Raw genomic sequence first — 12746 nt, forward strand, 5'->3', positions numbered from 1 at the left:
ACGGAGAGGCGCTTTCATGTCGTCTTTCGTCTGCAAGGGTGGAGGGATTAATCGATGTCGAAGAAGACGGTTGCAGATTGGCGCGCTTTGGCCGAAAAAGAGCTGAAAGCCAGTCCGGACAGCCTGATCTGGCAGACGCCGGAAGGCATTGCCGTCAAACCGCTTTATACGGCAGATGATCTTGCTGGCGTCGATCACCTCGATAGCCTGCCTGGCTTTGCGCCCTTCACGCGGGGGCCACGCGCGACGATGTATGCCGGGCGGCCCTGGACGATCCGCCAATATGCCGGGTTTTCCACGGCGGAAGCCTCCAATGCCTTTTACAAGCGCAATCTGGCGGCTGGACAGAAGGGACTATCCGTCGCCTTCGATCTTGCCACCCATCGCGGTTATGACAGTGACCATCCCCGTGTTGAGGGCGATGTCGGCAAGGCGGGTGTGGCGATCGACAGTGTCGAGGATATGAAGATCCTGTTCGACGGCATTCCGCTGGGTGAGATGTCTGTCTCCATGACGATGAATGGCGCGGTCATTCCGATCCTGGCGAGCTTCATTGTGGCGGGCGAAGAACAGGGTGTTTCGCGGGACAAATTGTCGGGCACCATTCAGAACGATATTCTGAAGGAGTTCATGGTCCGCAACACCTATATCTATCCGCCCGAGCCTTCGATGCGGATTGTCGCAGATATTATCGACTATACCGCGAGGGAGATGCCGAAGTTCAACTCCATCTCGATCTCCGGCTATCATATGCAGGAGGCGGGCGCGACGCTGGTGCAGGAACTGGCCTTCACCCTTGCCGATGGCCGTGAATATGTGCGGGCAGCGCTGGCCAAGGGCCTGGATGTCGATGCCTTTGCAGGCCGGCTGTCGTTCTTCTTCGCCATTGGCATGAATTTCTTTATGGAAGCTGCAAAACTGCGGGCCGCCCGGCTGCTGTGGACCCGGATCATGCAGGAGTTTAACCCCAAAAAGTCCGCCTCGCTGATGCTGCGTACCCATTGCCAGACGTCAGGCGTGTCGCTGGCCGAGCAGGACCCGTATAACAACATTGTCCGCACGGCCTTTGAGGCGATGTCGGCGGTGCTGGGTGGCACGCAATCGCTGCATACCAATTCCTTTGATGAAGCCATTGCGCTTCCCACCGAGTTCTCCGCGCGCATTGCCCGCAATACCCAGCTGATCTTGCAGCATGAAACCGGCGTGACCAAGGTGGTCGATCCGCTGGCTGGCTCTTACTATGTCGAAAGCCTGACCAAGGAACTGGCGGATGCGGCCTGGGCGCTGATTGAAGAGGTGGAAAGCCTGGGTGGCATGACCAGGGCGGTGGCTGACGGCCTGCCCAAACGCCTGATCGAGGAGGCCGCCACCCGCAGCCAGGCGGCTGTAGATCGCCGCGAGGAGGTGATCGTTGGCGTCAACAAATACCGGCTGGAAACCGAGGACGATATCGACATTCTCGATATCGACAATGCCACCGTTCGCCTTGGCCAGATCAAGCGCCTTGAAGACACCAAGCGCCGCCGGGATGCAAAAGCGGTGGAGGCGAGCCTTCAGGAGTTGACCCGCATTGCCAAAACCGGAGAGGGCAATCTTTTGGCCGCCGCGGTTGATGCCGCCCGCGCCCGCGCCACCGTGGGCGAAATATCGGATGCCATGCGGTCGGTGTTTGGCGATCACACCGCCGTGCCCAAAGTGGTGTCCAAGGTCTACGGCGACAGCTATCATGACGATCCAGAATATCAGACGCTTGTCGGCCAGCTATCTGACTTTGCCACAGTGCTGGGGGGAAAGCCGAAGATCATGGTGGCCAAGCTTGGCCAGGATGGCCATGACCGGGGTGCCAAAGTCATTTCCTCGGCGTTTGGCGATATCGGCTTTGATGTCATCGCCGGTCCGTTGTTCCAAACGCCGGAAGAAGCCGCCGATCTTGCCGTCAGCCACAAGGTGCAGGTCGTCGGCATGTCGTCGCTGGCGGCTGGCCATAAAACGCTTGCGCCGCAACTGGTTGCTGCACTCAAGGCCAAAGGCGCGGAAAACATCATCGTCGTGGTTGGCGGTGTGATCCCAAGACAGGATTATCAGTTCCTCCTCGACCACGGCGTCGCAGCCGTCTTCGGTCCCGGAACAAACGTGCTGGAGGCTGCAAGAGCCGTCATCAATCTCATGCAGGGTCGGTTGCGAAACCAGTAAGACCACGCTTGAGGTGCGGGCTCTTTTCGGAAAGCACAGGGTTGTGGGTATTATTTTTATCAAAATAGTTTGAATACTAATTATATTCGTGCTATTTAGAGGTCATGAACAATGATCTCGACACGCGCAGACGTTTGACCAGTCAGCTGTTTTCGGCCGCGCGCCTCTGGCGCCGGACGATTGATGTTGTCCTGGCCGAGCATGGAATTTCCGAGGCTTGCGCTTCGCCCCTGGTGTGGATCGGACGGTTAGGGGGTGGTATTCGCCAGATCACCCTTGCCGAACATGTCGGCATCGAAGGGCCTTCGCTGGTGCGGCTGCTCGATCAGCTAGAAGCCTCGGGAATGGTCATGCGCAAGGACGATCCCACCGACAGACGGGCCAAGGGTCTTTGGCTGACGCCGGAAGGCGCGCGCATGGCAGCGCGGATTGAGGCTGTGCTGGACGACGAACGGGCAGGGGCCTTCGAAGGCGTTTCCCAAGCGGATATAGAAACCACTCTGCGCGTTTTGATGGAGTTTCAGCAGCGCTGCGTCGATCTGCGGGCGAGCCGGGACAAGAAGGACTAGGGTCGATGGTCGCACCAACCTGGAGAGACTGGGTGTTTTCCGGCAAGGCTTTCGCGGCTGCCATGCTGGCCCTTTATCTTGCCCTGATGTTTGATCTGTCGCGCCCCTATTGGGCTGTGTCGGCTGTCTATATTGTTTCCAATCCTTTTGCGGGTGCCACCAAATCCAAGGCACTGTACCGCGTGCTTGGAACGCTTCTGGGCGCAAGCGCTGCGGTTTTGTTCGTGCCGGTCTTTGTCAACGCGCCGGAGCTTTTATCTCTGGTCGTGGCGCTCTGGACCGGAACTCTGCTGTTTTTGTCGATGCTGGACCGTTCAGCGCGTGCCTATGTTTTCATGCTGGCCGGTTACACGTTGCCGCTGATTGCCTTACCCAGCGTTAGCGATCCCGGCGGCGTTTTCGATGTCGCGCTGGCGCGGTCCGAGGAGATTACCCTGGGCATTTTATGCGCCACGCTTGTCAATCAGGTGGTGTTTCCCTCCAGCATCGGTCGCTTGTTTGGGGACAGGATCAATGTCTGGCTGGCCGACGCCGGTGCCTGGGCCGAAGATATCTTGCGCGGCGAAGGTGCCATACCGTCCACCCCGCTGAAACGTCAGCAATTGGCCTCTGATGTGTCCAGTCTTGACCTGATGATCAGTCAGTTGAGTTACGATCCGGGAACCAAGGATGTCGTTGGTCAGGCGCGGGAGCTTCGCGGCCGGCTTTTGATGCTGCTGCCAGTATTTTCATCGCTGGCAGACCGCCTGCATGCCGTCAAACAGCAATCCGGCCTGGATGACACCCTCATCGCAATGCTCAATGATATCGCCGATTGGTTCAAGCTGGGTGGCGGCGTCGAGACGGAAAAGGCTGGCGCCAGCCTGCTGGGGCGGATCGACGCCTTGCAGACGCAGGATAAGCTGCATGGCTGGGACGGCCTCGTCATGTCGAGCCTGCTGACGCGGCTGAAGGATGTCGTCGAACTCTGGCAGGACTGCCTCACACTGCGCGATCACATCGCTAGCGGTGGCCATGCGGCGGAGACTTTGCCGCTCCTGCACACCAGACGTATTTTGACGGGTTCACGGCATTTCGACCATGCATTGCTGGCCATGAAAGTGGCCGTCGTGGTGGTGGGCATTCTGTTGGCTTGCGCATTCTGGATTGCCAGCGGTTGGAGCCAAGGCGCGAGTTTCGTTTCCATGGTCGCGGTATCCTGTTCGTTTTTTGCCGCCCAAGACCGACCTGCGCCGATGATCCGCAAAATGCTGATCTGGACGGCCCTGTCGATTGTGGTGGCCTTTGTCTATCTCTTTGCCATCCTCCCGGCCGTCACGTCCTTCGAAATGCTGGTGCTGACGCTGGCACCAATGTTCCTGTTCATAGGCTTGAAGATGAGCAATCCGCAAATGGGGATGTTTTTCATGCTGCTGGCGGTCAACAGTGCCACGCTGATCGCCATTCAGGACCAGTATTCCGCCGATCTGACCAGCTTTGCCAATGGCGGGCTGGCCACCCTGCTTGGCATCGGTTTTGCCCAACTCTGGGTCACCGTCGCCCAGCCTTTCGGGGCTGAACTGGCGGCTCGGCGGCTGATGAAGTCGGGATGGCGCGATCTTGCCGATACGGCTTCCGGATCACGGTCGGGAGATGTCGACCGCCTTTCCAGCCGCAGTCTCGACCGGCTTGGACAGCTTGTCCCCCGGTTGGCAGCATTGAATGTGCGCGATCTCGGCGATGTCGATGGCTTTGCCGATGTCCGGCTCGGCTTCAATGTGGTGACGCTGCAACAACAGCGGTCGTCGCTTGGGCAGGAAAGCGGCAAGCTTATCTCGCAGGTTTTGGCTGGCATTGCAGATCATTACCGGCGTCGGCTGAAGCGGGGTGGGTCAGGGTCGGCGCAGCCGCAATTGCAGGACACCATCGACCGGGCGCTCGAGACGGTCATGCGCAACGAGGGCGATGTCGGGCGTCGGGTCACCGACGCGCTGGTCGGTCTCAGGCGTGTGCTGTTTGGTCAATCGCCACCGCCAAGCCTCTCTTCCCAGGCTGGTGGTTCGCAGTCCGGCGCCCACCAACTTTCTTTCGCAGCAGAGTAACGTCAATGCCGACCGAATTCGATATTTATGGCGTCTATATCCCGCGCCTTTTCGTGGTGATGCTGATCGCGTTGCTGATCAGCATGGTGATCCGCAAGCTGCTGGCCTGGATGGGTGCCTATGGGCTCATCTGGCATCGTGGGCTTTTCGATGTTGCGCTCTTTGTCCTGCTGACGGCAGGTCTTTCCTTTCTAACACGCTGGTTTGTCTCATGACGATGTTGAAATCTCTCGGTAGGGTCGCTGTTACCCTGGTTGTCGTTGTTGCCGCGCTTTTTGCCGGCTATCACCTCTGGGTCTATTATATGGAAGAGCCGTGGACGCGCGACGGGCGCGTGCGCGCCGATGTCGCCGAGATTGCCCCTGATGTCACCGGCCCCGTCAGCGAGGTGTTGGCGAAGGACAACGCGACCGTGCGTAAGGGCGATGTTCTGTTCAAGGTCGATGCAAAACGGTTCGAACTGGCTCTGGAGCAGGCGCAGGCCGATCTCGATCAGGCGAAATCCTCGCTGGATGAGGCCGTCCGCGAACGCCAGCGCGAAGAGCGGCTTGGCGATTCCGCTTCGGCACAGGCGCGCGACAAGGCGGTGTCTGCCGAAGAGCAGGCCCAGGCTTCCTATAACAAGGCCCTTGCCAGCCGCGATGTTGCCAAGCTGGATCTGGATCGCACCGAAGTCAAATCCACCGTTAACGGCACGGTCAGCAATTTCTCTCTCCAGGTCGGTGATTTCGTCAATAGAGGCACGGCAACGGTGGCTGTCGTCAACACCGATACCTTGCGGGTCGAGGCCTATTTCGAGGAAAGCAAATTGCAGCGCATTCGTGAAGGCGACCGGGCCTCCGTGCGGATCATGGGACAAAAAACCGTGCTGACTGGCCGGGTCGAAAGCATGGCGACCGGCATTCAGGACCGCGAGCGCGATTCAAGCTCAGGCCTGCTGGTCAATATCACGCCGACATTCAACTGGGTCCGGCTGGCGCAGCGCGTGCCTGTGCGCATTCATCTCGAAAATGTCCCAGAGGGTACAAGGCTGATCTCGGGCCTGACGGCCACAGTGGACATCCAACCGGAAGTGGAGGCTGGTCAGAAGTAGCGATACTGCATAATTCCTTCAACCGATTCCGGTTTACGTCATTATCCAGTAAGCCACCGCGACCTCTGATATCTTGAGCCTCGGCATTTTTATTGCCGAGGCCGATATACTGCTGACGGCGAGCCTGTGGTGATTCGCACCTAACCACGAGGTTGCAAGGACCACAAAACCTTAGATATCGGCGATGAATGCCTGTTTCTGGGTGCCGAGACCTTCAATGCCCAACTCAACCACATCGCCAGCTTTCAGGAAGCGTGGTGGTTTCATGCCCAGGCCGACGCCGGGCGGCGTGCCGGTGGAAATCACATCGCCGGGATGCAGGCTCATGAACTGGCTGAGATAGGACACGAGAAAGGCGACGCCGTAGACCATGGTCTTGGAGGAGCCGTCCTGCATGGTCTCGCCGTTGACGGTCAGCCACATTTTCAGGTTCTGCGGATCGGCAATCTCGTCCTTGGTGACCAGCCAGGGGCCGATTGGGCCGAACGTGTCACAGGATTTGCCCTTGGTCCATTGACCGGCCCGTTCGGTCTGGAAGGCGCGCTCAGACACGTCATGGGAAACGCAATAGCCAGCGACATAGTCCATGGCTTCGGCTTCTGACACATATTTCGCCGTCTTGCCGATGACGACGCCAAGTTCGACTTCCCAATCGGTTTTTTCCGAACCGCGAGGGATCAATACTTCATCATTAGGACCGCAAATCGCTGAAGTCGCCTTCATGAAGATCACCGGTTCAGGTGGAACGGTTGCTCCTGTCTCTGCGGCATGGTCGGAATAGTTGAGGCCGATGCAGATGAACTTGCCGGTGCCGGAGACGCAGGCGCCGATCCGGTCGGGCGCAAGTTCCGGCAGCGTTGCGGGATTGAGCGCCGCCAGTTGCGACAGCCCCTCCGGCGAAATCGCGGCGCCGCCGATATCGGTGACATGGGCGGAGAGATCGCGGATCTTACCATCGCTATCGAGAAGGGCTGGCTTTTCCTGGCCAATCGGGCCAACGCGCATCAGTTTCATCGGATGTTTCCTTTCAAGTTTCGAAGTATTTTCTTGGAAATGCCCTAAATCGACCAGCCGCCGTCGATGGCATAAGCCTGCCCGGTCGTATAGGTGGCGCCAGCCAGATAGACGGCAAGATCGGCGATCTCTTCCGGCGTGCCGATCCGCCCAATCGGCTGGCGGGCGATGAAGGCGGCGCGGGCAGCCTCATAATCGCCTTGCGCCTTCAGCCTGTCCTGAAGCGAAGGGCTTTCCACCGTGCCGGGGCAAATGGCGTTACAGCGGATGCCCTTGGCGACATATTCGGCGGAGACGGATTTGGTCAGGCCGATCACGGCGGCCTTGGTGATGGAATAGGCGCAGCGGTTGGCAACGCCTTTCACGCTGGAGGCGACCGAAGACATGTTGATGATCGCGCCATCGCCTTTTTCGATCATCGCAGGCAGCACGGCACGGATGGTGCGCACCATGGCATGCACATTGAGGTCGAAGGCAAAGTCCAGTTCGTCGTCCTTCATGTCGAGGACCGAGCCAGCATGAACGAACCCCGCACAATTGAACAGCACGTCGAAGGGACCGGTTTCAGTAATCACCGCCTTGACCTCTTCGTCCTTCAAAACGTTGAGCCGGCGTGTGGTGATACCAGCCTCCGCTTCCAGGCTGGCCAGCGCCTGCTCGTTGATGTCAGTGGCGACGACCGTGGCGCCGGCGCGGGCAAAGGCCAGCGCGCTGGCCCTGCCTATGCCCTGGCCAGCGGCTGTTATCAGCACCTTTTTATGATCAAGAGACGACGACATTGGGTTTTCCTCCTGGGGTTCGGGCAGCCTTTAAGGGGACGAAGGGGTTGGGCTTTTGGTGTACGAACCACTCGTCTTCCTATCGATATCACCGGATTATTGCAGAATTTCCGCCTGATCCTCTTCCATTTCAAGGGGAAATTGTAATGTATAAATAATGCATTACGGGGAATGCGCGATGAACTATAGGTCGCTGGACGGTGTAAGGTCAAGCTTACTTGGCGCACTGATCTGAAGGACATCTGAGGCATTCGTCCAACCGCCAATCCAGGTCGCGGGCGAGTGTTTCGGCATTGCGGCCAATCACGATACTCTGGTGATTGCCGCGCATGTCGATCCACTCTGCGCCCGGCAAGAAAGCCTCCCATATGGTCTTCGGATCGCAATCAATCGGTGAACCACCAAGGGCGCGATAGAATGTCAAACGACCGGTATAAAGTCGTGGCCGGTAGAGCCCCTTCATTCTCAGAAGCTGACGGGCCAGTCGATCATAGCTGGGAGGGTAATTGCCGATCCATTGCGGCGCCATCGTCGGATAGTCGGGGTGACGGGGATCGCGGAAGCGAAACAGAAACGGGCGGAAATAGCTGGCAATGCCAGCGGCTCGGGCAGTAATTTTTGTCCATCGGGTGCTGATGGGAAGACCTCCATCACGTCTGGTGTGCCGGTCAGGCGGTATGGCGGCCGGGTCAAGCCGGGGCTTTACGGTCTTCAGCCGCCGCGTCAAGCGTTTCAGCATGAACCGCGACCAGACGGCTAGCGGCCAGATATACTCGCTTTGGGGTGTGTCGATCAGGCCGAGAAAGGCGACATCCTGGCCACTGTCTTTCAATGCTCTCGCCAGTTCAAGCGCCAAAACCCCGCCGAAGGAATAGCCCATCAAACAATAGGGACCGGGAATGTTCGCCTCTCGCAGGGCTGTGAGACAAGTGCGAATTTCATCCTCGACAACAGCCGGGTCACGACTGGTGTTATCGAAGGGCGTCAGGGACATGCCAAGAATTCGGCCCGGAAAGTGCAATCGTTGAATGAAGTCCTGTACTTCCAGAAAACAGCTCAAGCCTCCGGCAAAAACGATCAATGTCTTGTCCGTGGAACCCTTCCTGATTTCGATAATCTTTGGCAGGTTCAAATAGGCCCCATTCTCGATGGCACGGGCAAGCGCCTGCGGACTTGGCCAGAGATAGAAACTGTTGACATCCAGTTCTATCGAGGTCTCCCGCCAGAAACGGTCAATGATGCGCAAGGCCCGGTTGATGGTCAGACCGTCTTCCAGCAGATTGTCGTCGGGCGACACAGCACGTTTCAATTCCTGGCGACAGAGATCGACCAGCAATGCCGTGACATTCATACGAACAGCCCGTTGCCGGCCCAAATCGTCTTCATTTACGATCCTCGCAGACATGATCTCGATATCCATCGCCTTAGGTGGAGAGGATAGCGAGGACAATCACGATGAAGCCAAAAGACCTCGTCGTGGTCTATCTACGACATTATGACGTTAATGAGAATGGATTTCACCAAAAAAGTCAGACCACGAGGCGCTGCGTTTAGTTTTGTGGCAGGGGGGCTTCGGCAAATGGTCCGCCCAGCAGGGGACCGATGATCTCGCTTTCGCGGCCCTGGTCCATCGGCGCGTCCTGTGACCGGTCCTGCGCTTTCCAGCCGAGCTTATCGGCGTCGCTACTCACCATGCAGCCGCGATCATTGTCGGAGACGCCGTAAACCATCAGGCAGCCGAGCGTCTCGACCTTGAAGGCGCGGTCGACGAGACGGGTCAGGTCATCGGCACTGATCCATGTGGTGAGCATGCGGGGGCTGCGCACCGTATCGAAGCAGGAGCCGATGCGCACGGATACCGATTGAATGCCGCATTTGTCGTGATAGGTGCGGGCCAGCAACTCACCATAGGCCTTGGACAGGCCGTAGAAACTGTCGGGCAGCATTGGCGCGGTCTCATCGATTGGCGCCCCGAACGGGTGTAAGCCGACGACATGGTAGGAACTGGCCAGCACGATACGCGGGACGCCAAGGCGTCGGGCCGCTTCGAATATGTGATAGGTGCCGCGAATATTGGCATTGAGCACCGTTTCGAACGATGCCTCATTGGCCATGCCGCCGAGATGGATGATGCCGTCCACACCTTGCATGACGGCGCATATCGCATCGAAATCGCCGAGATCGGCACCTTTGATGCCCCGGGCCGTATCGTCATGCAGGTCGCTCAACACCAGGTCATAGCCAAGTGCTGTGAGGCGCGGTGCAAGCGTGGTGCCAATATTGCCGGCGGCACCGGTGATCAGGAGACGGGTCATCAAACACTCCTTGCCTAGAGTCTGTCTCCCAAAAGTGGTTTCCGGTTTTGGGGTAAAGACATGCGTATAAACAAAAACCTAAAGCACATTCTATGAGAGCGATTAAGCGGAAAGTGCTTTAGGTCAAATGGCAGGGCTCAAGCGATATAGCCGTCCGGTTTGCGCCCAGCTACCGGCAGATCGACCGCAAAGACCAGGCCCGCGAACGCATTGCCTTCTCCCCCCGGTTTCAGGCTGGTGATGAAAGCCGTTCTGAAATCCGGCCCGCCAAAGGTGATATTGGTCGGATTGGTGGTGGGCACATGGATGACCATATCGGGGCGGCCTTTGGGATCAAGTCGCAGCACGCGCCCGCTATCGGAGGCGGCGATCCAGTAAAAACCGTCCTCGTCCACCGCTGCGCCATCTGGGCGCCCGCCGATCTCGGACAGGTCCGCGAAGAGCTGTGGGGGCTCCAGTGGCATGCCATCACTGTCAAGCTCAATTGTCCAGACGCTAGCAAGGGTGGGATGGCTGTCAGACACGTAAAGTCGCTTGCCATCGGGCGAAAAGGCAAGACCATTCAAGGTGCGAAAGCCGTCGCGCACCACGCGAACCTGCCCTTTGTCGATGCAGAAAAGCCGCCCGAGATGGGCACGATGCGGCTCTATACTGCCGCACCAGAAGCGCCCAGCCGGATCGGCGATGCCGTCATTCATGCGGGTGCCGGGCGCGGCAGTGAAAGGAGAATGCAGCAGTTTTCGGTTCAGCTGGTCGCCATCCAGCGAGAGATATTCGAACCCGCATGAGGTTCCAGCAATAAAGCCATCGCCGCATGGTGCGATGGAGGCAAGCGCGCCATCCAGCACCCAGCGTTTCAAGCTGGCATCTTGCGGATCGAAGCGCAGCAGGCCGCCTGCCTCGATGTCGCAATACCAGAGCGCGTCACCATGCCATAGCGGGCTTTCTGCCACGGTGACGGCTGGAATATCAAGCGGTTGCGCGGTAAATTCTCTCATTGCACCCCCATCGCCTGCGGCATGATCAGCGGTTTGCGCCGTCTCGACATATCGGGCTGTGGCACTGAGGCGATCAGCTTTTGGGTATAGGGATGCTGCGGCCGCAGGCAGATGTCGTCGGCATCGCCCATTTCGACAATCTTGCCCTTTTGCATCACCGCAACCCGGTCGCAGAAATAGCGCACAACGGTAATGTCATGGCTGATGAAGATGAAGCTGATGCCAAGCTCGGCGCGCAATTCGGCCAGTAGATCGAGAACCTGATGGCGCAGCGACACGTCCAGCGCCGAGGTCGGCTCATCGGCAATAATCAGCCGTGGATTGGGCGCGATGGCGCGGGCGATGGAAATACGCTGACGCTGGCCACCCGAAAAGGCATGCGGATAACGGTTGATGGCATTGGTCGGCAGGCCAACGCGGTCGAGCAGATATTCCACCCGCTCCCGCATCTGGGTTGTGGTCAGTCCCATCATCCGCATCGGCTCGGCGATGGTTTCAAACACCGTCATGCGTGGATTGAGCGAAGAATGTGGGTCCTGAAACACCATGCGCATTTCCGTATAGAGATGACGCATGGTGTTGCGCGATGCTTTGGCGATGTCAACGTCTTGCCCGTTGGCATCGGCATAATGCACATGGCCAGCCGTGGGCTTGTAGATTTGCAGCATAGTGCGGCCAAGCGTGGTCTTGCCCGAACCGCTTTCCCCGACAATGCCAAGGGTTTCGCCGGGCGCCAGCGTCAGGCTGACCCCGTCGATAGCCTTAACGCCGAATGTCTGTTTCACTCCCCAGCGACGGCGCGAACCGAACTGCAAGTGCAGGTCGGAAACCTCCATCAGCGGCTTGGCGGCGGCAGGCAGCGTGCGCTTGGGAAGGGGCGTTTCCAGCTTCAGCACGGCACCCAGAAGTGCTGCTGTATAGGCGGCAGCCGGGCGGCGCAGAACCTGTTCGGCCAGCCCTTCCTCGACCTTTTCGCCGCGATACATCACCATCACCCGGTCGGCAATTTCCGCTACGACGCCGATGTCATGGGTGATGAACAGCACGGCCATGCCGCGGTCGCGCTGAAGCGAGACGATCAGGTCGAGAATCTCGGCCTGGGTGGTGACGTCGAGCGCCGTGGTCGGCTCATCGGCAATCAAAAGGCGTGGATTGCAGGACAGCGCCATAGCGATCATGGCGCGTTGGCGCATGCCGCCTGAATATTCGAAAGGATAGCGGTCGATGGCCGTTTCCGGGTCGGGAATCCGCACCTGGCGCAACAGGTCTATGGCGCGGACGCGCGCCTCAGCCTTGTCCATTTTCTCATGCAGCAGGATCGCTTCGATGATCTGCTCGCCGATCCGATGTACGGGCGATAGCGAGGTCATCGGCTCCTGAAAGATCATGGCGATCTGGCCGCCTCGGATCGATTGCATGTCCTGGCTGGAAGACTTGAGCTTGGCGATGTCGCGGTCCGCTTTGCCGTTTTCGCCAGCGAGAAGGATCTCACCCGATGTCAGGCGACCCGGATCGGCCAGCAGTTTCAAGATGGCGCGGGCGGTAACGCTTTTGCCCGAGCCGCTTTCGCCCAGCACGCAAAGGGTTTCGCCTTCATAGACATCGAAGGAGACATTGCGGACGGCCTGGATAACCTGGCGATGCACGGGAAATTCGACGCTGAGGTTCTTGACCTGCAAGAGGGGCTTTACGTTCGATGTCATG

The 12746-nt window shown here is 58.6% G+C and carries 11 protein-coding genes; 5 read left to right on the forward strand and 6 right to left on the reverse strand.

From position 1 onward, the window contains the following. The first annotated feature begins 54 nt into the window (after positions 1-54). From scpA to AVCG78_RS20230, 5 genes are all read left to right on the forward strand, one after another. Positions 55-2193: a methylmalonyl-CoA mutase gene (gene scpA / locus AVCG78_RS20210; protein ID WP_071204115.1), complete on the forward strand. Its 2139-nt coding sequence runs from the start codon at positions 55-57 to the stop codon at positions 2191-2193. 104 nt (positions 2194-2297) lie between these two features. Next, positions 2298-2762, forward strand: a complete 465-nt coding sequence (locus AVCG78_RS20215) for a MarR family winged helix-turn-helix transcriptional regulator (protein ID WP_071204117.1) — start codon at positions 2298-2300, stop codon at positions 2760-2762. 5 nt (positions 2763-2767) lie between these two features. Further along, a complete protein-coding gene (locus AVCG78_RS20220; RefSeq protein WP_071204118.1) occupies positions 2768-4843 on the forward strand; it encodes an FUSC family protein in 2076 nt (691 codons plus the stop codon). A gap of 5 nt (positions 4844-4848) precedes the next feature. Next, entirely contained in the window at positions 4849-5058 is a 210-nt protein-coding gene (locus AVCG78_RS20225) for a DUF1656 domain-containing protein (RefSeq protein WP_070147578.1), read from the forward strand. Continuing rightward, positions 5055-5936 (forward strand): efflux RND transporter periplasmic adaptor subunit, encoded by an 882-nt coding sequence (locus AVCG78_RS20230; protein ID WP_071204120.1) that lies wholly within the window; start codon positions 5055-5057, stop codon positions 5934-5936. The genes AVCG78_RS20225 and AVCG78_RS20230 overlap by 4 nt, the downstream gene beginning before the upstream one ends. A gap of 171 nt (positions 5937-6107) precedes the next feature. On the opposite strand, the gene AVCG78_RS20235 is transcribed toward AVCG78_RS20230, so the two are convergent. From AVCG78_RS20235 to AVCG78_RS20260, 6 genes are all read right to left on the reverse strand, one after another. After that, positions 6108-6950, reverse strand: coding sequence for a fumarylacetoacetate hydrolase family protein (locus AVCG78_RS20235; protein WP_071204125.1), 843 nt, complete (start codon positions 6948-6950; stop codon positions 6108-6110). Positions 6951-6994: 44 nt separating this feature from the next. Next, complete coding sequence (locus tag AVCG78_RS20240) at positions 6995-7729, reverse strand: SDR family oxidoreductase (RefSeq protein WP_012654016.1); 735 nt, start codon at positions 7727-7729, stop codon at positions 6995-6997. 214 nt (positions 7730-7943) lie between these two features. Further along, the gene (locus AVCG78_RS20245; protein WP_234665036.1) at positions 7944-9134 is read right to left on the reverse strand and encodes a thioesterase domain-containing protein; all 1191 of its coding nucleotides are present in this window, start codon (positions 9132-9134) and stop codon (positions 7944-7946) included. 145 nt (positions 9135-9279) lie between these two features. Continuing rightward, positions 9280-10044 carry an NAD-dependent epimerase/dehydratase family protein gene (locus tag AVCG78_RS20250; protein WP_071204129.1) on the reverse strand — a complete coding sequence of 255 codons (765 nt, stop codon included), beginning with the start codon at positions 10042-10044 and terminating at the stop codon, positions 9280-9282. A gap of 137 nt (positions 10045-10181) precedes the next feature. Continuing rightward, positions 10182-11042 (reverse strand): SMP-30/gluconolactonase/LRE family protein, encoded by an 861-nt coding sequence (locus AVCG78_RS20255; RefSeq protein WP_071204131.1) that lies wholly within the window; start codon positions 11040-11042, stop codon positions 10182-10184. Further along, entirely contained in the window at positions 11039-12745 is a 1707-nt protein-coding gene (locus AVCG78_RS20260; RefSeq protein ID WP_071204132.1) for an ABC transporter ATP-binding protein, read from the reverse strand. The genes AVCG78_RS20255 and AVCG78_RS20260 overlap by 4 nt, the downstream gene beginning before the upstream one ends. Position 12746: the final 1 nt, after the last annotated feature.

Origin of the sequence: Gillisella vitis (assembly GCF_021559775.1) — a bacterium.
GTDB classification, from domain to species: Bacteria; Pseudomonadota; Alphaproteobacteria; order Rhizobiales; family Rhizobiaceae; genus Allorhizobium; species Allorhizobium ampelinum.